The sequence below is a fragment of the Roseimicrobium sp. ORNL1 genome (genome assembly GCF_011044495.1).
Classification (GTDB): domain Bacteria; phylum Verrucomicrobiota; class Verrucomicrobiia; order Verrucomicrobiales; family Verrucomicrobiaceae; genus Roseimicrobium.
In genome coordinates this window covers 227,598-252,343 of the sequence record NZ_CP049143.1, presented here as the reverse complement: position 1 = coordinate 252,343, position 24,746 = coordinate 227,598, and the positions used below count along the sequence as shown (strand labels likewise).

Here is a 24,746-nt window from a genome sequence, read left to right as displayed (position 1 = left end):
CGCAGGAGCCCAGCCCAAGGTTAGGGAGCCTTAGCGACCGACACCTTGGGTCAGAAACACAAAACGCTTCCACCCTGAAGGGGTGGAGGAGGACGTTCCAAGTTCGTACCACATTGCCAAGTGAATAGAGCCCGCTCCTCCGCCCCTTCAGGGCGGTCACTCGTTACTATTCACACCCAGGGTGTCGGTCGCTAAGGCTCCCATAACCCTGGGCTCGGCTCCCGCAGCCCTTCAGGCTGCAACTTCGGATCCCTCATTCGCACTGCCTCATACACAGTCCCTTTCTGGACAAAACTTCCTTGATGCATTTCCACGCCGTCCTGCGTAGCCTCCAACCCATGTATATTTCCCGCTCTCATTTCTGTTCGCTTGCGCTCGGCTTGGCCGCGGTAGCATTGCCCACGATTTGCGCTGCAGCCGAAGCCCCCAAGATCCAGCTCACCCCCGTCTTTGAAAAGGTGCAGATGACCGTCGAGCGGCCCATCAGTGTGGTGGTCCCGCCGGATGGCTCGAATCGTCTCTTCCTGGTGCAGCAGCGCGGCAAGATCCTCGTGCTGCCGAAGGATGAATCCAGCGCGGATGCGAAGGTGTTCCTGGATTTCACCGACCGTAAGATGGAGGCCAATGACCAGGCAAAGTTCGAAGAGGGTCTGCTCGGTCTCGCCTTCGCTCCAGACTTTGCGAAGTCCGGCAAGTTCTACGTCTCCTACTCGCAGCAGGACATCAAACGCAGTGTGTACAGCGAGTTCAAGGTGAGCAAGGATGACCCGAACAAGGCGGACATGGCTTCCGAGCGCATCCTCCTGGAAGTGCCGCAGCCCTTCTGGAATCACAACTCCGGCAACATGGTCTTCGGCCCGGATGGTTATCTCTACCTGTCCTTCGGTGATGGCGGCAAGCGCGACGACGCGACCCGCTCCGCGCAGAATCTTTTCATGCTGCTCGGCAAGGTCCTGCGCATCGACCCCAGCAAGCCCAGCGGCAGCCGCGGCTACACCGTGCCACAGGACAATCCCTTCGTGGGCAAGGAGGGCACCCGCGACGAAATCTGGGCCTACGGCCTGCGCAATCCGTGGGGCATCTCCTTTGATGAAGAAGGCACCTTCTGGCTGGCGGACGTGGGCCAGGACGTGTGGGAAGAGGTCAACCTGATCGAAAAGGGCGGCAACTACGGCTGGAGCTTCCGCGAAGGCGCGCGCCCCTTCCCGCTGCGCACGGATGCTCCGCCAGCCGGCTTCACCTCCATTGACCCCATCCATGAATATGCACACTCGGATGGTATCAGCATCACCGGTGGCTTTGTGTACCGTGGCGAGAAAGTGCCCGCGCTGAAGGGCGCCTACATCTACGGCGACTGGGGCTTTGGCCGCATCTGGGCGCTGAAGTATGACAAGGCAGCGAAGAAGGTGATCAGCAACGACCTCATCTACGAAGCTGCTCGTGATACCAAGGGCAAGGGCCTGATGAAGCCCAACGCCTTCTGCGAAGATCAGAACAAGGAAATCCTGGTGCTCGACTGGGGCGGCAAGATCCTGCGTGTGGAAGCGGCGAAGTAAGCGCTGCCTAGATTGGGAATGTAACTTGGAGAGGGCGTCAGCGCGCGATCGTGCTGTCGCCCTCTTCGTTTTCCTCCTTCACAGAAGAAGCAGCGGGCACAGGTGGCGGCACACTCGCCAGCGGTCGGATGAGATTTGCCGGCAGCGGTCGAACCCGCTCATAGATGCCATCCGCTAGTTCCGCGCTGGTCTCATAACCCCGGCGGAACATTTCCATCTTCGCATCGAGATTGTCGATGTAGTGCAGCGCGATGGCTTCCGGTGTCTTGGGCAGCACTGGCGAACCGAACTGCATTTCACCGTGATGCGAGCCGATGAGATGCAGCAAGTGCAGGCGCACGAGCTCGTTCGGCGGCTCCAGCAAGGTCCATGAAGCGGACTCGGGAGAATCCATGACCGTGCGCCAGAGTTTGTTCACCACTTCAAGACCCATGGCGATGTGGCCAATCATTTCGCCCGTGAGCGTGTACGGCATGGTGAAGCCGTCCTCGGAGTAGTTGTTCTCCCAGAGCTTTCCGCAGTCGTGAAAGAGCACGCCGGAAACGAGGAGATCACGATTGAGCGCGGGATAGGCGACGCAGATCTGAACTGCGGTGCGCATCATCTGCGCCACGTGCTCCACGAGGCCGCCGCGTCGGGCGTGGTGATAGTCACGGGCAGCCGCCGCGCGTTGGAAGCGGGTGCCGTGCTGCTGCAGGAACATGCCGCACAACATCCGCAACCTTGGGTCCGCGAGCTGCGAGGTCAGATTTGTGATAGTCTCGTAGTCCAGCTTCTGCCGGTCACGCGTTTCATCATCGCCAGCCAGCAGCATCTGGATTTCATTCTCCGCGAGGGGGCGCAGGGAGGCATTGCGCGGCTCCAGGCCAAACTTCCCATCCGCCCAGTGCGCGGCGACTTCGATCCATCCGCCGCGTTTGCAGGTGGTCACTTCAAGATAGGCCTGGCTGCTGTCGAACACACGCCACACGAGCGACTCGGTGCCGTCATTAAGCTTCAGTTCGTAGTACGGCTTGCCGTTCGAAGCCTCGCGCACGGACAGGTTCTCAATCTGCACACGAATGCACCACGGCTCTGGGGTGGCACTGGCCACGCCCTTGAGTTGACGGAGCGTGAGCCATTCAAAATCGTTGGAGGACGCGGGCATGGAATCGAGTGCACTGACAGAGTGCGGACTTTGTCGGGGATGGCAAGGGCGCGTTATACTATTGAGGCCTGTAAATTAGCCTGACGTGTATTTGTGAAGGCGTCATGAATCTGCAGCCGGGCCCTGAAGGAGCGCAGCATCATGCTCTGCGCACGAGCGCCAGGTTAAGAGAACCGAGTGAATCTATCGAGAAGGCGACGTCCACGATAGATCCAGATGCTGTGACGCGCAGCGTCCTTGGACTGCGTGCAGCCCTGCTGCCGCTTTGAGAGTCCACAGCCTGCTGTGGCGATGGTGACACTCGCTCGTGAGATGGCGTGTCTAAAAAGGCTTGGCGACTTCGTCGCAGTGTAGCGTGCAGCAGGCTGCACTTGAGGAAAGCGGCAGCAGGGCTGCGCGCAGTCCAAGGCATTCGGCACCGTTTCTATATCATGACCCTCACGTTCTTGCGTCCTCCGGGAACAGGTAACAATTTCGCCAATGTCAATCATGGCTCTGCAGCCACTCCTTCACCTGTGCCAGCGCGCGTGCCCGGTGACTGAGGCCATTTTTCACTTCAGAAGGCAGCACGCCAAAACTCTGCACATGTCCTTCCGGCACAAAGAGCGAATCGTAACCGAAGCCCCCCTCTCCTTCCTCTTCCAGTAGAAGCGTGCCTTCCACGGCGCCATTGAAGATGCCCAATTCTTTTCCACCGCTAGCGAGCACCATGCAGCAGCGGAAGCGCCCGGTGAAGGGCGGTCCTTCACCTGTCACCATCCTCTCACGCAGGGCCTGCTTCAGCTTTTCGCGATTGTCCGCATCCGTGGCACCGACTCCCGCATAGCGCGCAGAGATGACTCCGGGCGCACCGCCAAGCGCATCAACCTCAAGTCCGGAGTCGTCGGAGAGCACCAGCAGATCCGGCAGAGCCTCGCTGAGGTGCAGGGCCTTGAGCCTCGCATTGGCATCGAAGGTATCACCCGTCTCCTCCGCGGGCGCGATTTCGGGGTACGCAGTGAGATCGGTGACCGTCCAGCCTTCGCCCAGCATGGAGCGGATTTCTTCAGTCTTGTGGCGGTTGCCGGTGGAGATGAGGAGCTGTTTCACCCGGCACCACTAGCAGGGGGATTTGCGAAAAGAAAGCGGTGCGTGAATCGCACGCTATGATCCTGAAATTGCAGGCCACGTTCTTTGCTTGCCGGATTGAGACCCGTGGAGAAACATGCGCGCCTATGATGCCTGCGAGAACGACTGTATTTCCGCGCGTTGTGCTGTGGTTCAGGGTATACGGCTGGTTCATGGTGGCCTATTCCCTTGGGATCGCCGCACTCTCCCTCGTTTTCTTTTTGATGTCTCCGGAGGATCTGGATATGACGCGGGGGGAAGCGGTTGTACTGGGCTCCATCTTGCTGGCCATGGGGGTGATCTTTGCGGTGGCGCACGTTCCTCCCCTGGTTTCAGCGCCCCGTCCCTGGTCGTGGGTCTACAGCCTTGTCATCATCTGCCTCGGCCTGTCCAGCTGCGCGGTGGTGGCGTGCGTCCCTCTCTTAATTTTCTGGCTGAAACCTGAAGTAAAAGCGTATTACGGGAAAGAGTAACGATCCCTCTGGACAATCCGACACCCCGCACTTCATTTCCCCTATGTCCCTATCCAGTCCCTTTCCCCAGCTTCCCCAGATGAGCCGCACCCCGAACAACTACGTCATCCCGATGGTGGTTGAAAACGAGGGCCGTGTGGAGCGCTCGTACGACATCTACTCGCGCCTCCTCAAGGACCGGATCATCTTCATCGGCACGCCGATCGATGACCAGGTGGCCAACATCGTGATCGCCCAGCTTCTTTTCCTGCAGATGCAGGACCCGAAGAAGGACATCAACCTGTACATCAATTCCCCCGGCGGCTCCGTGACGGCCGGCCTCGCGATCTATGACACGATGCAGTTCGTGACCTGTGACGTGAACACGTACTGCATGGGCATCGCCGCCAGCATGGGCGCGGTGCTCCTCACCGCAGGTACCAAGGGCAAACGCTACGCCCTGCCGAACTCCCACGTGATGATTCACCAGGTGAGCGGCGGCGCCCAGGGTACCGCCAGCGACGTGGAGCGCACCGTCGAGTTCATGTACCGTCTCAAGAAGCGGCTCAACCTGATCCTCTCCAAGCACACCGGCAAGCCGGTGGAGCAGGTGGATCGTGATGCCGACCGCGACAACTACATGACCGGCGAGGAAGCTGCCGCCTACGGCCTCGTGGACAAGGTTCTCGATAACAAGAAGGACTTCACCCCCGCCTCCCTGGAGCTGGTGAAGGAAAATCCTCCCACGGCCTAAGTCGCCCACGGGCAGCGCCCGGAAACCAAATCTCAAAAGGCAGGATGTGCATGCATCCTGCCTTTTTCATGGGCGTTCCGACCGTATCCAGATTCACATAAACACGGGCTTGCAGGCCCCGGGATCGCCACGGAAAGTATCCATCCCACCGACCTCCTCATTTCACCCACACTCATGGCAGACACTCCCCAAGACCTCTGGCGCGGCCTCAGCAGCATCGCCCGCGCCGCCCTGCAAACGCGTGACTACTCCGGCGGCTCTCTCGGCGAGCGCCTGCAGCAAACCGGACGCGTGGAAGCGAAGGAACTCGTGGGCGGCATTCCGCCGGAAGTGGGCATCCCTGGGGTGGAAGTCTTTCACCGCAGGGTCTTCCATCAGCGCTACCGTGGCTACTTCAGCGAGTTCGCCCGTGAGGGGCAGGGCCGTGTAGGTGACATCGAACTCTGGCCCAAGCAATGGGCCACGGCCAAGATGTCTGCGGGTACCAGCAAGGGCTTTCACATCCACCCCCCCTTTATCCCGGAGGGCACCACGCCGGAGGCCTGGTTCCAGAGGCTCTTCGTGCAGGACCCGCTGAACTACTCGCTGCGTCCCTATGACAAGGAGCAGTGGGATGTGATGTTCTTCATCCAGGGCATCTGCGAGATGTTCCTCATCGACGAACGCGCCGGCATGCCGCGCAAGAAGATGCGCTTCATCATCGAAGGCGATGACCTGCGCGGCGAAAACAACGTGGGCGTGGTCATTCCTGCCGGTGTGGCCCATGCCATCCGCAGCGCCAGCTCCCAGGATCTCATCATGGTGTATGGCACCAGCACGGTCTTCCTCCCAGAGAATGAAGGCCGCATTGAACACGGCATCGAGACGCCGGAAACGCCCCCGGATTGGGAGAAGTTCTGGAATCTCGCCTGACCATCAACCCCTGCACAAAATCTGCGGGGGCAGATCGGCACGACCTATGCTGTTTCTGTTCCCGCCATGTCCCACCGTTCCCTTTTTCTCATGACCTCCCAGCTCGAAACCCCTCCGAGCAATGCATTGGAACGAAGCTACGAGCGCGACATCGTCGAGCGCGTATGGCAGGGCGCCCAGGTCATTCCTGGCAACGACCCCGCTGTGTGGCGCAAGGACGAGCGTGGCGCCTGGATTCACCGCATGGCCTACCGCAACCGGAACACCGAATTCGGCTGGGACATCGCGGACAACACCCACACCCAGCGCTCCTTCGGCATGGCTGCCTTGCGCCCGATGCAGTGGCAGAATTATGCGGAATTCCTCGTCGCCTCACGCAGCAGCGTGGTGACGGCGGATGGGCTGAGGAATTCAAGAAAGCTGATCTAACCAGGTCTAGTCTCCCCGGAATCCGGCTCTTGAATGCCCGTGCTAAGCGCGGGCGTTTTTTCGCCGTGACATTGAGGAAAGTGTGAACGGAACCCGGTGCCGGCATGACTCACCGAATCCATGCACCTCCGCCTCACTGTTTTGCTGCTGCTCCTGCCGCTCCTACCTCTCCACGCTGAGGATGCCGGCACCATGCTCGACGAACCCCGCGTGCTTTCCCGTATCGTAGCAGCGCTTGAGAAGTCAGAGATCGACGAACTCACCTCCCACAAGAGCGTCCAAGATGGAAAGGAATACTCCTACCATCTCAAGACAGTCGATTACCTGGGCTCACTCGAGCGATTTGGGAAACGCTATGTGCTGGCCACGGCGTTCTTCCTGCGATCATCAGCCAAGGGCTCGGAATATCCGCCTGCAAGAGGCCACTGTTTCATCTTGATCCTGGACACCAAGGACAAGGTCGCCAGCTACGCCCGGATAGAACGGGGTAACTACTACCTGAGTGGCGACGAGTTGAAGCGCGATGGTGAATCCATCACCGACTTCGCGAGCAAGGAGCCTTTGACGCGCTACCGGGGCTGGCTCGTCGATGGGGCCAAGCTTCCCTACCCATTCGACGATAAAATCTCGGAGAAGGACTGGGAATCGGGAGCCTTCAAGGAAAAAGGAAAATAGAGCATGCCGCATGTCATTGAACATGGGGCCACCGCCCTTCCTTGAGGCATTTTCTATTGTTGCGGGCGAACGACGTGATTCATAGTCGCGCATGCAACCGTCCTCCTGGCCGCCGCCGATGCAGCCTGCCCCACCGCAACCTCTGTCCTACGGGACTCCAGGGGTCGTCACCGCCTTCAGGATTTTCACCGGATTTTGCGCCGCCTTCGCCCTTTTCATGGCCCTGTTTGGTCTAATCAAAGTGACGGGCTGGGACTACAAACTGGGACTGAGACCGGAGGGCGACACGGAGCCAGTGGACGAGAGTGACTGGGGGGTCGTAGTTTTCTTGTTAGCGGTCGGCATTTTCATGCTCGCCTGTGCTTTTATTCAAGCCAAGCCGTCCAGCTGGGGCGTGGGACTGGCAGTGCTGATTCTTGGGCTACCCTGCTGCCTGGTACCTTCCGTCGTCCTGCTGATCTTTTGGTGTCAGACACCCACGCGGTTGTATTTTCTCTCGCATGGATGGAAGACACTGCCACCACCCATGCAGCCGCCACCGCCACCGCCGCCCACGGTGGGTTGACGTGACAATTGGCTACTTCAGGATCTTCTCGAGGAAGTCCTTCATCTCCTTCCACGACTTCTCATCCGCATCCGCATTGTACGCGGAGCCCTTGGAGTTGTCGTTGCCGGCACCCTTTTGGGTGAAGCTGTGCACCGCTCCGGGATAGGAGACGAACCAGTATTTCACGCTGTGGCCCTTCATCTCCTTTTCGAAGCCTTCCACTTCCGCCGGAGGCACCACGGGATCATCCGCGCCGTGCAGCACGAGCACCTGGCCCTTGATGTTCTTCGCATCATCCGGAGTCGGGGTGTTGAGATTGCCATGGAAACTCACGACACCTTTCAGGGCAGCGCCGCTGCGGGCAGCCTCCAGCGCGCCAGTGCCGCCGAAGCAGTAACCCATGGCCGCCACGCGCGTGTCATCCGTGCGGGGATCCTTGAAGAGCACATCGAGCGCGGCGCTGATGCGTTCACGGTAGAGCGCGCGGTCCTGCTTGTACTTGCCAGCCTCCTTGGCCGCATCCGGCTTCTGCGGACGCACGCCCTTGCCATAGATGTCCGCCACCAAGACGTTGTATCCCAGTTCCGCCAGCATGCGGGCGCGCATCTTTTCGTAATCACTCACGCCAGTCCACTGGTGGATGACGAGCACGGCCGGGCGCTTGCCCTCCTTCTCCGTGTCATAGGCCTGCCAGCCTTCACAGACGACATCGCCAGCCTTGTATTCCACCGGTCCCTCCTTGATCTCCGCTTGGGCTTTCATCATACCAGAAACGGACAGGGCAGCGGTAAGGGCGCACCCGAAGAGGAAGTGGCGAGTTTTCATGGTTCAGAGCTTGCTCATTGGCCTTGTCTTTGACAAGAGACAAGAACGCCCAAGAAGATCGGCCACCACCGGTGTTTTGGACGCATCAAACGTCCGCGTAACCCGTCCCTTCAGCATCATGAAACGCATCCTCGTCCTCTTCGCACACCCGCGCCTGCGCCGCTCGCGCATCCAGCGGGCGCTGGCGGATGCCGTGCGTGATATGGAGGGCGTGACCTTCCACGATCTCTACGAGGCGTATCCCGACTTCTACATCAACGTGCCACGGGAACAGGAACTCCTCGCGCAGCATGACATCATCATCTGCCAGCATCCCTTCTACTGGTACTCCACGCCTGCGATACTGAAGCAGTGGGAGGACCTGGTGCTCGAACATGGCTGGGCTTACGGACAAGGCGGTACCGCCTTGTGTGACAAATGGTGGATGCATGTGATGAGCACCGGCGGCAGCGCTGAGACGTATTGCTGCGCGGGGCAGAATCGCTACACCATCCGCCAGCTTCTCGCTCCGCTGGAGCAGACGGCCATGCTGTGCGGCATGACTTTCCTGCCACCACTCGTGGTGCACAGCTCGTTTCGCATCAGTGATCTGGAATTGCACGAGCATGCGCGACAATATCGGTTACTCCTGCAGAAGCTGCGTGATGGCCAACTGACCGCCGCGGATCTGCTGGGAGCAGACACCTTAAACCTTGAGCTGTAAGCTGTAGCCACCCGCCAAGCGACCATGCATCTCGAGTCCTTCCTCGCCCAAGCTTTCATCTACCTGCTAGCCGCTGTGGTGTCCGTGCCCGTGGCCAAGCGTCTGGGCATGGGCTCGGTGCTCGGCTACCTGATTGCCGGCGCCTTGATTGGCCCCTTCGCCATGGGTTTCATTGGGAAGGAAGGGCAGGACGTGATGCACTTCGCCGAGTTCGGCGTGGTGATGATGCTCTTCCTCGTGGGTCTGGAGTTGCAACCAAAGTTGCTGTGGCGTCTGCGTGGCCCCGTGCTTGGCATGGGAGGCGCGCAGGTGCTGGGTACTGGTGCTGTGATCGCTCTCGCAGGATGGGCCATGCAGTATCCCGGCAAACAGGCCATCGCCGCCGGCCTCATCCTGGCGATGTCCTCCACCGCCATCGCGCTGCAGAGCCTGGCAGAGAAGGGGCTCATGAAGACCAACGCGGGGCAGTCCAGCTTCGCCATCCTGCTCTTCCAGGATCTCGCGGTCATTCCGTTGCTTGCGGTGCTGCCACTGCTTTCCAGTCATGCGGCCAAGCCTGAGGCCGAACACGCGCACGGCCATGGGTTCGCTGAGAATCTCCCGGGATGGCAACAGGCCCTGCTGACGTTTGGAGCGGTGGCACTGATTGTCGGAGGGGGGCGTTATCTCATCCGTCCCATCTTCCGCTACATCGCGAAGACGCAGTTGCGGGAAATGTTCACGGCCACCGCGCTGCTTCTGGTGGTGGGCACGGCATTGCTGATGCAGGCCGTGGGACTCAGCGCGGCTCTGGGCACCTTCCTCGCGGGCGTGGTGCTGGCAGAAAGTGAATTCCGCCATGAACTGGAGTCCGACCTTGAGCCGTTCAAAGGACTGCTGCTGGGCATCTTCTTCATCGCTGTGGGCGCGAGCATCGACTTCGCGCTTGTCGCATCGCAACCAGGTGAGATTGCGCTGTGGATTGCCGGCATGGTCCTGCTGAAGGGAATCGTGCTTTTCCTCGTGGCGCGTTTCAGTGGGCTGTGTCTTCCAGAAAGCCTGCTCATGGCCTGTGCGCTCTCGCAGGGTGGCGAATTCTGCTTTGTGCTTTTCTCCGTCGCGCAGTCAGGTGGCGCGCTTCCCGGTGCGCTCGCTAACAAGCTCACCGCCGTGGTGGCACTCAGCATGGCAGTCACACCCATCCTGCTTTTGATTTACGAGAAGTTGCTGCATCCACGCCTGCAGAAGCGCGAGAACGAACGTGAGGCGGATGCGATTCCCGAGACTGACAACCCGGTGCTCATCGCAGGCTATGGCAGGTTTGGCCACATCGTGGGCCGCCTTCTTGCGGTGAATGGCATCGAATCCACCGTCCTGGACCTGGATTCGGAGCAGGTGGACTTTCTGCGCCGTATGGGCATGAAGCTCTTCTACGGCGATGCCAGTCGCCTGGACCTGCTGCACAGTGCCGGTGCTGCGAAGGCCAAGCTCTTCATCCTCGCCATTGATGACGAAGAAAAGAGCCTGAAGATCATTGAGACCGTGAAGCATCAGTTCCCGCACCTCACGATCCTCGCGCGGGCTTCGGGGCGCCTTCACGCGTATGAGATGGTACGTCGCGGCGCGCACTACATTTACCGCGAGACCTTGGGCAGTTCGCTGGACCTCGGCACCGAGGCACTGCGCCTCCTGGGCATCCCCGCACATGAGGCCCACCATGCTGCGAAGAAGTTCCGTGATTTTGATGAGGGCAACATTCGTTGCATGGCCGAGGTGTGGTTCGAACACAAGGACGGCGATGAATATGTGAATGCCGCACGCGACCAGATCGCGGAAATGGAGAAGCTCTTCGCGGTGGATGCGGAGGTGCGGGAACGTCCCACGGATGAGGCGTGGGACACGGAGTCACTGAGGAGGGAGGCGCTGGGGGAGGAGGACTCCGCACCAAACTCCTAAGCAGCGCTCTATGCTTCGCGAAATTCAAAACCCTTTGGATTCGTAGCCAAGACCACATCCAGTGTCTTTTGAGAACCGGCCAAGCGATTGTCCGAGGTAAGGTAGATGTCGCTTTTGGCAGGTGTGCCCACGATTTGAAGCCATTTGAAAGGGGGGAGCACGCGTTCTGGATACAGTTCTCTAAACTGCTCACTCGTCTCGATTTCAGCCTCTGCCAGTTCGAATCCAGTCACTCCAGCAGCGGCAAGCAATTCGGCCAGGCCCGGCGTGATCAAATAACAGGGGAAGCTCTCGACGAGTTGGTCGCCAAGCCAGCCATCGAAAATGAAATGCAAGAGCTCAACCCTCGGTGGATGAACACTACGGTCCATTTGAGTGCGTGGCCCAAGTCCTCCAGGCACCTCCGGCTCCAAGATGTAGATCTTTTTCATCGTGAGGAGGCAGGAACTTCAAGTTCTCAAGCTACCCAGCTCAGCTCACACTCAAAAACCGACTCAGTTCCTCATTCAACCGCTCCATCGGCAGGCCCTTCACATTGGACCATGAGCCTTCCACGCGTTCGATGATCATCGCGCTCTCGTCCTGCACGGCATAGGCGCCGGCCTTGTCGAGAGGTTGGATGCGGGAATGGTAATCGCGAATCACTTCTTCCGTGAGGGGCTTGAAGGTGACTTCGCTGATGACGGGGAAGGTCTTCTCTTCCGCCCCGCCACGACTCACGAGCGCGACCCCCGTGCACACCTTGTGGATGCGGCCGCTCAAGCGACGCAGCATTCCGGCGGCGTCTTCCAGATCGGCCGGCTTGCCGATGGGCTTGTCATCGAGATAGACCAGGGTGTCCGCAGCCACGATCACGGCGTCCGGGCGCTGGGTTGCGATGGCCATGGCCTTCAGCCGGGCGTTCTCGATCGTCAGCGCTTCGCAGGTGAGGGACTCATCATGGGCCTCTTCCACTTGGGGAACGAGCACTTCGAAGGTGTAACCCGCCTCCTGCATGAGTTCCACGCGACGGGGTGAGGCCGAGGCCAGCACTAGTGGCAAGGAGGTCGCTCCGTGTTTCAAATTTCCACTGCCGTTTCCTTCGTGCTCCGTGCTCATATCTCTGTCCTTAGAGCTCATTCATCATGAGGATCTCGTCCGAGCGAATGAGCGCATCCTTGTCATTGAGCGCGCGGAACTTGTAGTACCCCGTCTTCGAGTTGTACTCGGGCTTGCTCGCGGTCATGAATTCACGTCCGTCGCGCAGCGTGATTTTGTAGTGCGAAGAGCTGCAGCTGGTGCAGGCCAGCATTGCCAGCGCGGCCAGGGCAAAGCAAAAACGTTGAATCATATCGTATCCCGAATCGCTCCCATAAAACTGTTCGCGCGCACCCGCAACCGCGGATAGCGTCACATCAATGTCATGGATGTTTTTGAAAGAATTTGTACGCAACTGGGAGACTACGGGGGCTGTCGCGCCTTCCTCTCCAGCTTTGGCGCGCCGCATCGCGGAAGCGGCCAAAATTCATGACGCCAAGAGAGTCCTGGAACTCGGCCCTGGCACGGGCGCACTCACGGAGGCCGTGGCAGCTGCTTTGCCTGAGGACAGCGAATATCTGGGGCTGGAGCTCAATGAAACGTTCGTGACGCGCTTGGGAACGCGCTTTCCCAAGCTGCGCTTTGAGGCGGTACCAGCCCAGGAGTTCGACTTCAATCACTGGCCCGGCGAAGGAACTACGGTGGACGCCATCGTGAGCGGCCTGCCCTGGACGGCCTTCCCAGAGAGTCTGCAGACAGCCATTCTCGATCATGTCATGCCGCACCTCAGGCCGGGTGGCATCTTTGTCACCTTTGCCTACACGGGCTTCCACCTCCTGCCCAAGGGCAGGCATTTCCGCGACTTGCTGGCAAGCCGTTGCTATCAGCTCACGACGACGTCCACCGTGTGGGGGAATCTCCCTCCAGCGTTCGTCTATGTGGCTACTGCGGGGAATACCGCAGGCTCCGGGCACTCGGCCTCAGCACGAGACTAGAGACCAGTGCTAGAGTGCTGCAGCGGTCGGAGGAGCCGAGCCGTCGCCGTCGCCGTCGTGGCTCACCAGCTTGGGGAGCACGGAGGCGACTTGAGCCTTCATTTCATTACCCGGCTTGAAGCGCACCACGGAGCGCGGCGGGATCTGCATCTCGGAACCGGGCTTGTTGGGATTTCGCCCAATTTTCGGTTTCGCCACGCGCACTTCAAACGTGCCGAAGCGACGCAAGGTCACTTCATTCCCCTTCGAGAGTTCCTCGGTGATGAGATCCAGAACATGCTGAAGCATGTCAAAAACCTGATTTTGCGTCAGGCCTGTCCGGTTGCTCAATTCGACAACGAGGTCGCGCTTCGTGATCGTAGCCATGAGATGAGAGGGAGGATGAGGTTGCCGCTAAGGGACTATTTCCCAACCGAATAATGCACCTCAATGTAGCAAACAACGCGCCCCGTGTACAAAAAGATCGTCTAAAGTTATCTCTATGTGCTTGAGGATGCGGCAGATACCTCTTGTGCGGTTTTGAAGTGCATTTTTGCAAACTTCGCAAGCCCTTCGTTTCCAAGCTTTTGCACAATTTTCACCGCCGTGGCTTTTACCGTGGCCGAAACGCCCTTTCCAAGAATGAATCCCGCTTTAGGCCCGTTTTGGTCGAGCCATTGCACGAATTTCTCCCGTGCGAAGATGGAAGCGGCCGCCACGGCAGGGTCACTTTCGGCCTTGGTACGCTGTTCCAAAATGATGCTGCGCCCCTTTTCTTGAAGCGCCTGTTGGAGCACGCGAGGATTGGCAAACTGGTCAGACAGAGCGCGTGGGCAATCGGGCACGCGCTCAAGCATGTTCTCGATCACCTTGGCATGCCCCCAGGCGAGGAGCTTGTTGAGGTTTCCAAATTTGGCGTACAGCTCATTGTAACGCTGCGGACTGATCACGATCGTCTCGTGGATCACCTGCGCCTTCCGCATGTCCCGCGCCAGTTCATAGATGCGCGCATCTGAGCCGATGCGTTTGCTGTCCACCGCGCCGAGGTCGCGCAGGGTACGGGCCATGTCTGGATCCACATAGGCACCAGCAACGACCAGCGGGCCAAAGAAGTCACCCTTTCCGCTCTCATCCACCCCGATGTGAGGGGTGAACATGGCGGGATTGGTCACTTCCTCATAGCCCAGTTCCGCGGTACCCAGCACTTCAGGCTCAAGGGTGAACTTGATGAAGTCCTCAATCCCCTTCCCCTGCAGCACCACCTTGGGACCTTTTTCATACACCGCGACATTCACTTTGGGACCGGCCGCTGCGTAGAGGGTGTAGGGCTTGGCTTCGAACAGCCAGCCCTTGTCCTCCAAAATGGAGCGAAGTTTCGCGGCCTGCAATTCGGTGATGACCTTGGTATAGGTGGTGAGTGCGGGTGCTGGCATGAGGAGGTTGGCGCTTGCAAGCTGAAGGCGCTCGTCGGACGTTTATCAGTCCACTGGAAATCGTCATCTGTCACTTCCCGTCATGCCAAAACAATCGCCGCTGCAGCGCCCTGAGGCTTTTGCCACGACCCTGGGCGCGTGGTTCGCGACCCATGCGAAGGACTATCCCTGGCGGCGCACCACGGACCCGTATGCCATCCTGGTGTCTGAGATGATGCTGCAGCAGACGCAGATCCCCACGGTGCTGGGGCGCGGCTACTACACGCGGTGGATGGAGCGTTTCCCCAATGTGCAGACGCTGGCGCAAGCAGAGGAAGCCGAGGTGCTGCGCACGTGGGAGGGCCTGGGCTACTATCGCCGCGCCCGGTTCCTGCAGCAGATGGCCCGCACGGTGATGGAGAGGCACGGTGGTGCGTTTCCAGAGAAGCTGGAGGACATCCATGCCCTGCCGGGCGTGGGACGCTACACGGCAGGCGCTGTGATGAGTTTCGCGTATGACAGGGCCGCGCCCATCGTGGATGGCAATGTGGCCCGGGTGCTCGCGCGACTCTGCGATGACGCCACGCCGGTGGACTCCACGGAAGGCCAGGCGAAGCTCTGGGAAAGGGCGGAGCTGCTCGTGCAGGCTGCCCCGAGCGCCCGTGCTCACAACAGTGCGCTCATGGAGCTGGGCCAGACGGTCTGCCGTGTCTCATCCCCCACCTGCGGGCAGTGCCCGGTGCAGGAATATTGCCTCGCCAAGGAGCCAGCGTCCCTGCCGGTGAAAGGCGCGCGCGCCACGGTGACCGAGGTGACGGAGCGGGTGTTCTTCCAGCGGACGGAGGAGGGCGTGCTCCTGCAACAGGAGACCGGCGCCCGCCGCACCGGCTTGTGGAAGCTGCCGGCGCTTCCGGAGGTTGAGCAGCTGCCTGCGGTGCTTCACAAATCCCGATACACCATCACCCGCTACCGGGTCACCCTTTGGGTGCACGAGGCTCCCCCCGCCCGAAAGGGCAAACCCCTTCAGCAAGAGAAGGCCGCCAGGGTCATTCCGCACGATGATTTGGCGAATCTGCCCATGCCCAGCCCCTACCGCCGCGCCCTGAATGCCCTCCTCGCGGAGACCGCCTTCCGGCTGGAGGCGTGAAGCGGCATCGGGGGATGCAGAAGTCCTTTGAGCCAGCGGTCCTTTGTGCTTTGCTATCGCCCCCATGAGCGCCCCCGCAACTTCCGCCCTGCCAGATGCCCACGGCCACTTCGGCCAGTATGGAGGCATGTTCGTCCCGGAAACTCTCATGGCGGCTCTGACGGAACTGACCCACGAATACGAGCGCGCCCGGAAGGACCCCGCCTTCCAGGCCGAGCTCGACCGCCTGCTGGGCGAGTACGTGGGCCGTCCGACGCCGCTGTACTTTGCGGAGCGCTGGACCAAGGAACTCGGCGGCGCCAAGATCTACCTGAAGCGCGAAGACCTGCTGCACACCGGCGCTCACAAGATCAACAATGCTCTCGGCCAGGCCCTGCTCGCCATCCGTCTGGGCAAGAAGCGCATCATCGCGGAGACCGGCGCCGGCCAGCATGGCGTGGCCACGGCCACCGTCTGTGCCAAGTTCAATCTCGAGTGCGTCATCTACATGGGCAGCGTGGACATGGAGCGCCAGGCGCTGAATGTCGCGCGCATGCGTTTCCTCGGCGCGAAGGTCGTGCCGGTGACTGCCGGCCAGGCCACGTTGAAAGAAGCCGTGAACGAGGCGATGCGCGACTGGGTGACCAATGTGCGCACCACGCACTACATCCTCGGCAGCGCGCTGGGCTCGCATCCCTTCCCCATGATCGTGCGTGATTTTCATCGCGTGATTGGCGTTGAGGCACGTCGTCAGATTCTGGAGCGTGAAGAACGCCTGCCGGATCTTCTGGTCGCCTGCGTGGGCGGTGGCAGCAACAGCATCGGCCTCTTCCATCCCTTCCTGGATGACAAGGATGTCCGCATGGTCGGCGTGGAAGCCGGCGGTGAAGGCATCAAGCCGGAGAAGCATGCCGCGCGTTTCCAAGGTGGACGTCTCGGCGTGCTGCAAGGCACGAAGACCTGGCTGCTGGCCAATGAGGACGGCCAGATCCAGCTCACCCACTCCGTGAGCGCCGGACTGGACTATCCCGCCATCGGCCCGGAGCATGCTTATCTCCATGACCAAGGCCGTGTGGAATATGCGTATGCCACGGATGACGAGACTCTCGATGCCTTCCAGGCGCTGTCCAAATTCGAGGGTATCATCCCTGCGCTCGAAAGCGCGCATGCCATGGCCCATGTGAAGAAGATCGCTCCGACAATGAAGAAGGACGAAATCATCCTCGCGAATCTCAGCGGTCGTGGAGACAAGGACGTGGCCTCCGCCGCGCGCCATGTCTTCGGCGAAAGCATGAACTTCTAATGCGCGACGCTCATGCCTGCCAGTCATCCCATCGCCAAGGACATGCGGACGCTGGACGCGCTGCTGCGCGAAAAGGTGTCACCACATCTGGTGGGAGCTGCGGGAAAGGATCTGCGCCTTCTGAACATCGCCTGCGGTCAGTGCGATGAAGCGGAGACCCTGGTGAACTTCGCCAAAGCGCAGACCGAAGGGGATGTGAAGTTGATCGGCGCGGACATCCGCATCCGCGAGATTCTGCAAGCGCGCGAAAATCACGCCCATCTTCCCGCGGAGTTTCTGCTGGAGGACGCGACCAAACTTTCTCAGCACAAGGAACTGGGTGAGAACTTCGACATGGTGCTGCTGCGCCACCAGAACTACTGGCACGGACCTGAACTCTGGAAGCGCATCTTTGAAGAAGGCCTGACCAAGACAGGTGACGATGGGCTTCTGGTGATCACGAGCTATTTCGACAAGGAGCACCAGCTGGCCCTGGAAGCGCTGGAGAAGCTCGGTGCCGAGCTTGTGCTCACCCATCACAATGAAGATTCCCGCAAATTGCTGACTCCTGGCAAGTTCGTGGACAAGCACCTTGCGGTGCTTCGTCGTCGCCGCTAGGAACAGGTTCCCCCCCAATGGCACGCCTTGATGATCTCCTTGCACGGTGGCTGCTGCGACGCGCCGCCAGTCGGAGCAACGGCGCCAATGGGCATGACAATGGCAACAGCAGCGCCGCTTCGCTGAGCCCGATCGAACTCCAGGCCCTGCAAACCCATGCCGCGCAGCAGACGGAACTGATGCAGCGCATCAAAGAGACGACGGAGAAGCGGAATGTCCGCCACAAGGAACTCCGCAAACGCGTCGTCCAGCTCAAACGCGAACTCAAGCAGACGAAGGTACAAGCGCGGCATGACAGACATGAGGCCTGGAACTGGGAGACACGCTACCGCTTGATGCGCTCCGACCTCCGTTCCTACGAGGAGGTCATCCACCGTGGTCTCACCCGTCGTGGATGCATCGTGGCCCCGGTCCTGGAGGATCCCAGCCGGGTCACCAAATTCATGCGCCTGAAGGACAAGGTGTGGAGGACGCAAATGCGCCTGGGCGTGCTACGCCAGCATGATCCCAAACCTCTCGACCTGGACCGTCTCCCCAAGGTATCGCCACCCGGACCTCAGGAGTCGTGGCCGCTGATCAGCATCGTGACGCCATCCTATCAGCAGGCGTCGTTTCTTCCGCGGACCCTGTCCAGCATCCTGGGTCAAGGCTACCCCCGGCTTGATTATCATGTCTGGGATGGAGGCAGCACGGATGGCTCAGCGGACATCATCCAGAAGCATGCCGAAAAGCTGACCTCTTGGGGAAGTGAACGCGACACCGGTCCCGCCAATGCCATCAACAAGGGGTTTGCACGCTCCAACGGCGAGATCATGGCGTGGCTGAACTCGGATGACCTGATCACTCCGGGAACCCTGCACTATGTGGCGCACTATTTCGCCACCCACCCCGAGGTGGATGCCGTCTACGGTCACCGTCTCATCATCAACGAACAGGACTGGCAGGTGGGCCGCTGGGTGCTGCCGCGCCACAATGGCGAGATGTTACTATGGGGTGACTACATCCCCCAGGAAACACTCTTCTGGCGGCGCAGCCTGTGGGAAAAGTGCGGGGGCCATCTCGATGAGAGCTTCAAGTTCGCCTTCGACTGGGATCTGCTGCTCCGCTTCCAGAAGGCTGGCGCAAACATCAAGCGCCTTCCGTGGTTCCTTGGCTGCTTCCGCGTGCATGACCTTCAGAAGTCCAGCGCGGAAATTACCACCACGGGCTTTGCGGAAATGGCGAGGCTGCGTTTGCGTGAACTGGGTGCCTCCTTCAGTGAGGAACGGCTCGGCCACCACGTCGTGCTTTTCCAGGCGAATGCCGCGTGGTGCGACCGTCTCCTGCGGTGGGGCATCCGCTGGTGATGGGTTGAAGGCCTGCAGGTCTTCAAGAGCTCACCTGCTTGGAACGCCCGCGTAGCTTGAGGTTCTTTTCCTTCTGCTCTTCCAGCTTTCCTTTGAGGCCCTCCACCTTCTCTTTGAGCGCGGTGATCTTGTTCTGAAGCGCTTGAACATTGGATGCGTTCTTATCGAGTATCGTACGCATCGCCTCACCAGTACGCGCCTGCTGCTGGATCATCGCTTCCTTTTCCAACAGTTGAACGGCCTGCTGCTGGATCATAGCCTCCTTCTCAAGGAGCTCCCGGTGTCCTTTCAGACAGGTCCGCACGTGCTGGGCCTGCACCTTTGCGCGAAGAGCGTCCAGTTCAGCGCGAGCATCGTCGAGAAGCCCTTTGGAAGTGAAGATGAGGTTGCCCCACTCTCCGTCCACAAAGTGGACCGGATCCACCTCCACGATCTCGTGTTCATCAAAGCGGCTCACTGCCAGGCAATGCCCATAGCCCATCGCCTTGGCTGCTGCCATCAAGCCTTCCGGGAACGAGCATATCCAGTCCGGATACAAACGGGGCGTTACAAACTCACACATCAAGACCTCCGCTCTCACCGGCCCCATCCCTTCCAGCACACGCAGGTCGTTGCCCTCGGTATCGACCTTGAGGATGCCCACTTGCGCTTCTATCGTGCCTTCCCTGGCGAGGCTCTCCAGGGAGCGGCACGCCACTGGCACACCCTCTGCATCATGCCGGAAGTTCGTCGCTGAGGGTGCCGCCTGCAGCGAATGGAAATACTCCAGCGGCTGGCCCTCTTCATCCTTGGCGATGTGCAGCCGTCCCTCGTGGTCCGTCGCATCCACGGCACAGGAAAGCACCCGTGAATCGGTGCCTTCCACCAGTTTATTCAGTGCTGGCAGATGCCCGGTAAAGGGCTCAAACAACACGCCCGAAAATCCCAGCACCATCAACTCCCTGGCGAACGACCCCTTCTCCGCGCCCACATCCAGAAAGGTCTTCCTCTTCACCTTGCCCGCCAGGATCTTCAGCACGGCCACCTCGGTCTCCTGCTGGTAGAGACCGTCGCGCGGTGCAGCCATCACGGTGGTAGATGCAGATTCGTGGGGAACTGTGCTGCCAGCCGCCGTCAATGCTGACTGTCCAGGCTGCAGGTGCGCGTTGAGCCCATCCCGTTTGTAACCCAGCAGCTTTTCACACAGCAAAGCCGCTCCCCACACGTCCGCCACACCAAACTCCGCGGCATCAAGCTGCATGTAGGGCCCGCCATAACGCCTCATCTGGGGCACCGGCGCCGGAGGGCATGTGGCCAGCGACTTGTCACCATACTCCGCATCGAACCACTCCAGAAGCGCAAGATCATCCATCAAAGTGCGGCGCACACGATCCCGCAGCCTCTGCCACTCCGGCTCGTCTTCAGAGCGGTACTCACTCATCACCGCACGCGTGAGATGCCGGCGATCCACCACGAGCTCCGTGTCATCAGGAAAGAGCGCCGCCCTGGCACATTGAAAGGAATGGGCGGTACAGGTGGAAAGCAATGGCACATCCGGAATCCACTCCGGCCAATCCCTGCCAGAACGTTGTTGCAGGTTCAGTTTCTTGAAGTCCTCTGCAATGGGCGAGCGCTCCTTCAAAAATATCGTGGCCACACCATTGCTCACCCCGGAAAGGCCGCTGATGGATATCGGTGCATCCAGCGTGCAATAACGCTTCAACAAGTGGGCGAGGGCAAAGCCGCTGTAGATATCCGGACAATCACTGTGGAAGACCCTTCCGGTACTCCGTCTCAAGGCCGCGAACAAATCACGATGCACTGCGGACGCATACACCATGGGAAGCTCAGCATAATTAACTGCGCCATTCACCACCTCCAGCATCATGTGCCGCGAGTCTTGCCAGCGGATGGGATGGTAAAAATGAGTCTGCTTGAGCGGCAGCAGCAGCGTGTTGGGAGCAAGCTGCTCCTGCACCGGCATGTCCGGCCAGTTGTAGCACACTTGAGTCCAGCGCAGCAGCTTCACGTTCAGCATGCGCAGGATCCGATCCAGTTCCTTCAGTGCATGCGGCAGGAGGCCATCGTCACTGCCCACCACCAGGATGTATTCGCCCTGCGCCTGCTCCACGGCGAACTCCCAGTTCTCCTGCATGGGCAGGGTCCTCTCTGGACGCACCCGCCGGATCCTGGGCGAACCCATGTCTGCGAGCAATGCCTCTGTGGCCGGAGTGGAACTGTTGTCCGAAACGACAATCTCGTAATCCTCAAACTCCTGTTCCACACAGGTGCGCAGCGTGGCCTTCAGGGTCTTCTCAGCATTGCGTGTGGGAATCACCACGCTGAAACGCGGTCGGCTCATGTGCGGCGGATCTTTTGGAAATACGTAACTCGAAGTTCAGATACGTGATGTGGGCAGGTCCGCAAACATGAAGTTCACTCCGCTGGAAACACCCCGGCGAATTTCATCATCAGTGTCGCGCTCGGAGTTTCTCGTTTTTCTCCCTCAGCACGGACACTTTTTCCTTTAGCTCCTCGATCTTGGTTCTCCGTTCGTCGAGGCGCCTTTGCTGGTCCAGACACACCACCGCCTGCTCCTGGATTCTTGCCTCCTTTTCCAGAAGCATCTGGTGATCCTTCATGCAGGCCTCCACGTGCCTGCGATGAACATGCTGCTTAAGCCCCCCCATCTCGCCGTACGCGGCGTCCAGTAGTTCCTTCGACGTGAAGATGAGATTACCCCACTCTCCGTCCACAAAATGGATGGGATCCACCTCCACGATTTCGTGCTCATCAAAGCGGCTTACCGCGAGGCAGTGCTCATAGCCCATCGCCTTGGCCGCTGCCATCAAGCCTTCCGGGAACGAGCAAATCCAGTCTGGATACAAACGGGGCGTTACAAACTCACACATCAGGACCTCCGCTCTCACCGGCCCCATCCCTTCCAGCACACGCAGATCGTTGCCCTCGGTATCGACCTTGAGGATGCCCACTCGCGCCTCTATCGCGCCTTCCCTGGCGAGGCTGTCCAGAGAACGGCACGCCACCGGCACGCCTTCTTCATCATGCTGAAAGTTCGTTGCCGAGGGCGCTGCCTGCAGCGAATGAAAATACTCCAGCGGCCGGCCTTCTTCATCCTTGGCGATGTGCAGCCGCCCCTCGTGATCTGTTGCATCCACGGCACAGGACAGCACTCGTGAACCGGTGCCTTCCACCAGTTTGTTCAGCGCTGGCAGATGCTCGGCAAAGGGCTCAAACAACACGCCCGAAAATCCCAGCGCCATCAACTCCCTGGCGAACGACCCTTTCTCCGCGCCCACATCCAGAAAAGTCTTCCTCTTTACCTTGCCCGCCAGGATCTTCAGCATGGCCACCTCGGTCTCCTGCTGGTAGAGACCTTCACGCGGGGCGGCCGTCTTTTCTGCAAGCGCACCATGGCCATTGCTCGCCGCCATCGACGGCGTGTGGGACATGTCATGGGGACGCTGCAGGTGTGCATTCAGTCCATCCCGCTTGTAACCCAGCAGTTTTTCGCAGAGGAGCGCCGCTTCCCAGACATCCGTCACTCCGAACTCCGCAGCATCGAGTTGCATGTACGGCCCGCCATACTTCTTCAACTTGGGCGCGACCGCTGGAGGACAGGTGGCCAGTGATTTGCCGCCATACTCCGCATCGAACCATTCAAGGAGCGCACGATCATCAACCAGGGTGCTGCGCACGGTATCCCGCAACTTCTGCCACTCCTGCTCGTCCGCAGAGTGGTACTCGCTCATCACACTGCGGGTGAGTTGACGGCGATCCACCACGAGTTCCGCATCATCTGGGAACAGCGCCTCCCTGGCACATTGGAAGGAATGAGCCGTGCACGTGGTAAGCAAGGACAGCTCCGGAATCCACGACGGCCAATGGCGGCCAGCACAGCTTTGGTTCAGTGTTTTGAAGTCCTCGGCGACAGGTGAGCGGTCCTTCAAAAAAATCGTGGCCACGCCATTGCTCGCGCCGGAAAGTCCGCTGATGGACAGGGGTGCATCCAGCGAGCAGTAGCGCTTCGTCAGATGGGCCAGCGCAAAGCCGCTGTACACATCCGGACAATCACCGTGGAACACCCTTCCGGTGCGCTGCTTCAATGTCTCAAGCAGGCTGCGGTGCACGGCGGACTGGTAGACCGAGGGCAGCTCTGCATAGCTGCGCCGACCGCGCACCACTTCCAGGATCATGTGCCGCGAGTCCCTCCAGTGGATGGGATGATAGTAGTCCTCCTGCTTGAGAGGCAGCAGCAGCGTATTGGAAACAGCATGCGCCTGCACAGGCATGTTGGGCCAGTTGTAGCATACCGGATCCCAGCGCAGGAGCTTGGTGTCCAGCATGCGCAGCAGCCGATCCAGTTCCTTGAGGGAATGGAGCAGGAGACCATCATCACTGCCCAGCACCAAAATATACTCCCCCTGGCTGTGCGCCACGGCGAACTCCCAGTTCTCCTGCATGGCGAGCGTCTTCTCCGGGCGTAGCCTCCGAATCCTGGGCGAGTGAATGCTGGCGATCAGTTCCTCGGTTGCTTTCGTGGAGCTGTTGTCGGAAACAACGATCTCATAATCGTCGAACTCCTGCTCCAAACAGGTGCGTAACGTGGCTCCCAAAGTGCCCTCCGCATTGCGCGTGGGCACTAGAACACTGAAGCGAGGCCGGGACATGTCGGGCGGTGCTTTCGTAAAATTCCAGATGAACTGAGTGAGGAAGGCTGGCCGGGCGGCCACTCAGTGGCGGAGTTCGCAGGACTTGGCCGGTGGCCGTGACACGGCCGCCGGAATACAACTGCGATAAAAAGATTCCAGCAGAGGGATGACCACCTCACCCGAGAACCGGCTCCGGGCAAACTCGCGGCCTCGCGCTGCCATGGCCGCGGCTTCATCAGGCGCATTCAGCAGGCTGGCGATGGCCTCCGCCATGTGCGCAGGTGACATCCCTGGGAGTACCAGTGCCGCATCTGCCATGGCGAGTTCACGACCGATGTTTGTCTCGCCCATGATGAGAGGTTTGCCCATGGTGAGGTATTCCGGGACCTTGGCAGGAAGGCGGTGCGCGTTGAAGTAGTCGCCATCTCCAGGTTGGACCACCACATCAGCGAGCCGCATGATGTCGGGAATGCTGCTTCGCTCGACATAACCCAGCTCGATGCAGCGATGCCCCGGACGGAAGTGCAGCCCATCGTAGTTGGCTGGAAGAACATGTCCCGTCCGCACGAATGCAACATCCATGCCCCTCTCAATCAAGGTGTCCACCGCTTCATAAAGCTGGCGGATATCCATGGCGGCCGCCGCATGATCATTGCCATTGAAGACCACGACACGCGTGGTGGGGGCAAGGCCCAACTCGCTACGAAGGTTTTGATTCTGCGGTCCACTCGCAAAGAAACGGAAGTTCATCACCGGCACGATCTCCTGCCGGGGAAGACCCACCGGCACCAGCGGCTCCAGGCACCGGTGCACCATGGTGACGCCCTTCGCCGACTGAAGGAACGGCTTGAAATGCACGGGATGAATCAATCCCTTGGGCCAGGGCTGATCCAAGGTGCAGGCCTTCTCCAGCGAGCAGCCGGTAAATCTCTCAAAGATGGCCTCCTCGTTGTCCTCCAGATGCACCAGCAGTGCGGCATGCCCCCATGCCGCGGCGTGCGACATGGCGAACTGCCTCATGGTCTCCCGCGGGGTCCACACGTGCAGCACATCTGCAGGGCGGCCATCTGCAAAGGATACGCCCGTCTTCAGGGCCGTGCGATGTGATGCCATGCGGAACCCGTCCACGGACTCAAACTTCCCGTCGGGGACGGACTTCGCTACTGCCACACAAACATCATGCCCACGTGCTGCCAGACCGCCCGCAAAACCGGCGATATGATATGCGCTGTTGTTGTCAGACTGGCCGTAGTTGGCAAAAAGAATGTTCACTGGTG

General features: G+C 60.0%; 25 protein-coding genes. 14 read left to right on the top strand and 11 right to left on the bottom strand.

Annotated elements, in window-relative coordinates:
• Window positions 1-338 precede the first annotated feature (338 nt).
• Complete coding sequence (locus G5S37_RS01005; protein WP_240914772.1) at window positions 339-1,556, top strand: PQQ-dependent sugar dehydrogenase; 1,218 nt, start codon at window positions 339-341, stop codon at window positions 1,554-1,556.
• 37 nt (window positions 1,557-1,593) lie between these two features.
• On the opposite strand, the gene G5S37_RS01000 is transcribed toward G5S37_RS01005, so the two are convergent.
• Together G5S37_RS01000 and G5S37_RS00995 are read right to left on the bottom strand one after the other, a co-directional pair.
• Window positions 1,594-2,703, bottom strand: coding sequence for an HD domain-containing protein (locus G5S37_RS01000; protein WP_165199853.1), 1,110 nt, complete (start codon window positions 2,701-2,703; stop codon window positions 1,594-1,596).
• A gap of 483 nt (window positions 2,704-3,186) precedes the next feature.
• A complete protein-coding gene (locus G5S37_RS00995; protein WP_165199851.1) occupies window positions 3,187-3,792 on the bottom strand; it encodes a non-canonical purine NTP pyrophosphatase in 606 nt (201 codons plus the stop codon).
• A 56-nt stretch (window positions 3,793-3,848) separates the two neighbouring features.
• On the opposite strand from G5S37_RS00995, the gene G5S37_RS00990 reads away from it, so the two are divergent.
• The 6 genes from G5S37_RS00990 (at window position 3,849) to G5S37_RS00965 (ending at window position 7,597) form a co-directional block, all read left to right on the top strand.
• The gene (locus G5S37_RS00990) at window positions 3,849-4,283 is read left to right on the top strand and encodes a hypothetical protein (RefSeq protein WP_165199849.1); all 435 of its coding nucleotides are present in this window, start codon (window positions 3,849-3,851) and stop codon (window positions 4,281-4,283) included.
• Between the two features lie 43 nt (window positions 4,284-4,326).
• Entirely contained in the window at window positions 4,327-5,016 is a 690-nt protein-coding gene (locus G5S37_RS00985) for an ATP-dependent Clp protease proteolytic subunit (RefSeq protein ID WP_343229906.1), read from the top strand.
• 174 nt (window positions 5,017-5,190) lie between these two features.
• On the top strand, window positions 5,191-5,928 hold the full coding sequence (locus G5S37_RS00980) for a hypothetical protein (protein WP_165199847.1): 738 nt from the start codon (window positions 5,191-5,193) through the stop codon (window positions 5,926-5,928).
• Between the two features lie 66 nt (window positions 5,929-5,994).
• A complete protein-coding gene (locus tag G5S37_RS00975) occupies window positions 5,995-6,357 on the top strand; it encodes a hypothetical protein (RefSeq protein ID WP_165199845.1) in 363 nt (120 codons plus the stop codon).
• 120 nt (window positions 6,358-6,477) lie between these two features.
• A complete protein-coding gene (locus G5S37_RS00970; protein ID WP_165199843.1) occupies window positions 6,478-7,032 on the top strand; it encodes a hypothetical protein in 555 nt (184 codons plus the stop codon).
• 91 nt (window positions 7,033-7,123) lie between these two features.
• Window positions 7,124-7,597 (top strand): hypothetical protein, encoded by a 474-nt coding sequence (locus G5S37_RS00965; RefSeq protein WP_165199841.1) that lies wholly within the window; start codon window positions 7,124-7,126, stop codon window positions 7,595-7,597.
• Between the two features lie 12 nt (window positions 7,598-7,609).
• Here the strand turns inward: G5S37_RS00965 and G5S37_RS00960 are convergent, their stop codons facing one another.
• Window positions 7,610-8,404, bottom strand: coding sequence for a dienelactone hydrolase family protein (locus G5S37_RS00960; RefSeq protein ID WP_165199839.1), 795 nt, complete (start codon window positions 8,402-8,404; stop codon window positions 7,610-7,612).
• Between the two features lie 118 nt (window positions 8,405-8,522).
• Between G5S37_RS00960 and G5S37_RS00955 the strand changes: the two genes are divergently transcribed.
• Complete coding sequence (locus G5S37_RS00955) at window positions 8,523-9,107, top strand: NAD(P)H-dependent oxidoreductase (RefSeq protein WP_165199837.1); 585 nt, start codon at window positions 8,523-8,525, stop codon at window positions 9,105-9,107.
• 24 nt (window positions 9,108-9,131) lie between these two features.
• Window positions 9,132-11,042 carry a monovalent cation:proton antiporter-2 (CPA2) family protein gene (locus G5S37_RS00950; RefSeq protein ID WP_165199835.1) on the top strand — a complete coding sequence of 637 codons (1,911 nt, stop codon included), beginning with the start codon at window positions 9,132-9,134 and terminating at the stop codon, window positions 11,040-11,042.
• Window positions 11,043-11,050: 8 nt separating this feature from the next.
• On the opposite strand, the gene G5S37_RS00945 is transcribed toward G5S37_RS00950, so the two are convergent.
• From G5S37_RS00945 to G5S37_RS00935, 3 genes are read right to left on the bottom strand one after another with little or no spacing between them, the layout of a single operon-like run.
• On the bottom strand, window positions 11,051-11,473 hold the full coding sequence (locus G5S37_RS00945) for a hypothetical protein (protein ID WP_165199833.1): 423 nt from the start codon (window positions 11,471-11,473) through the stop codon (window positions 11,051-11,053).
• Window positions 11,474-11,513: 40 nt separating this feature from the next.
• Window positions 11,514-12,140, bottom strand: coding sequence for a Maf family protein (locus tag G5S37_RS00940; RefSeq protein WP_165199831.1), 627 nt, complete (start codon window positions 12,138-12,140; stop codon window positions 11,514-11,516).
• A gap of 10 nt (window positions 12,141-12,150) precedes the next feature.
• Window positions 12,151-12,372: a YgdI/YgdR family lipoprotein gene (locus G5S37_RS00935; protein ID WP_165199829.1), complete on the bottom strand. Its 222-nt coding sequence runs from the start codon at window positions 12,370-12,372 to the stop codon at window positions 12,151-12,153.
• A 76-nt stretch (window positions 12,373-12,448) separates the two neighbouring features.
• Between G5S37_RS00935 and G5S37_RS00930 the strand changes: the two genes are divergently transcribed.
• Window positions 12,449-13,054: a methyltransferase domain-containing protein gene (locus tag G5S37_RS00930; RefSeq protein WP_165199827.1), complete on the top strand. Its 606-nt coding sequence runs from the start codon at window positions 12,449-12,451 to the stop codon at window positions 13,052-13,054.
• Between the two features lie 9 nt (window positions 13,055-13,063).
• Here the strand turns inward: G5S37_RS00930 and G5S37_RS00925 are convergent, their stop codons facing one another.
• Complete coding sequence (locus G5S37_RS00925; protein ID WP_165199825.1) at window positions 13,064-13,420, bottom strand: HU family DNA-binding protein; 357 nt, start codon at window positions 13,418-13,420, stop codon at window positions 13,064-13,066.
• 113 nt (window positions 13,421-13,533) lie between these two features.
• Complete coding sequence (rnhC, locus tag G5S37_RS00920) at window positions 13,534-14,466, bottom strand: ribonuclease HIII (RefSeq protein WP_165199823.1); 933 nt, start codon at window positions 14,464-14,466, stop codon at window positions 13,534-13,536.
• 82 nt (window positions 14,467-14,548) lie between these two features.
• On the opposite strand from rnhC, the gene G5S37_RS00915 reads away from it, so the two are divergent.
• The 4 genes from G5S37_RS00915 (at window position 14,549) to G5S37_RS00900 (ending at window position 18,817) form a co-directional block, all read left to right on the top strand.
• A complete protein-coding gene (locus G5S37_RS00915) occupies window positions 14,549-15,592 on the top strand; it encodes an A/G-specific adenine glycosylase (protein WP_165199821.1) in 1,044 nt (347 codons plus the stop codon).
• A gap of 64 nt (window positions 15,593-15,656) precedes the next feature.
• Entirely contained in the window at window positions 15,657-16,874 is a 1,218-nt protein-coding gene (gene trpB / locus G5S37_RS00910; RefSeq protein WP_165199819.1) for a tryptophan synthase subunit beta, read from the top strand.
• A gap of 12 nt (window positions 16,875-16,886) precedes the next feature.
• Window positions 16,887-17,471, top strand: a complete 585-nt coding sequence (locus G5S37_RS00905) for a class I SAM-dependent methyltransferase (RefSeq protein WP_165199817.1) — start codon at window positions 16,887-16,889, stop codon at window positions 17,469-17,471.
• A gap of 17 nt (window positions 17,472-17,488) precedes the next feature.
• Window positions 17,489-18,817, top strand: a complete 1,329-nt coding sequence (locus G5S37_RS00900; protein ID WP_165199815.1) for a glycosyltransferase family 2 protein — start codon at window positions 17,489-17,491, stop codon at window positions 18,815-18,817.
• Between the two features lie 22 nt (window positions 18,818-18,839).
• Here the strand turns inward: G5S37_RS00900 and G5S37_RS00895 are convergent, their stop codons facing one another.
• From G5S37_RS00895 to G5S37_RS00885, 3 genes are all read right to left on the bottom strand, one after another.
• Window positions 18,840-21,158, bottom strand: coding sequence for an FkbM family methyltransferase (locus G5S37_RS00895; RefSeq protein ID WP_165199813.1), 2,319 nt, complete (start codon window positions 21,156-21,158; stop codon window positions 18,840-18,842).
• A 109-nt stretch (window positions 21,159-21,267) separates the two neighbouring features.
• Window positions 21,268-23,487: an FkbM family methyltransferase gene (locus G5S37_RS00890; protein WP_165199811.1), complete on the bottom strand. Its 2,220-nt coding sequence runs from the start codon at window positions 23,485-23,487 to the stop codon at window positions 21,268-21,270.
• Window positions 23,488-23,550: 63 nt separating this feature from the next.
• Entirely contained in the window at window positions 23,551-24,741 is a 1,191-nt protein-coding gene (locus G5S37_RS00885; protein WP_165199809.1) for a glycosyltransferase, read from the bottom strand.
• Between the last annotated feature and the right edge of the window lie 5 nt (window positions 24,742-24,746).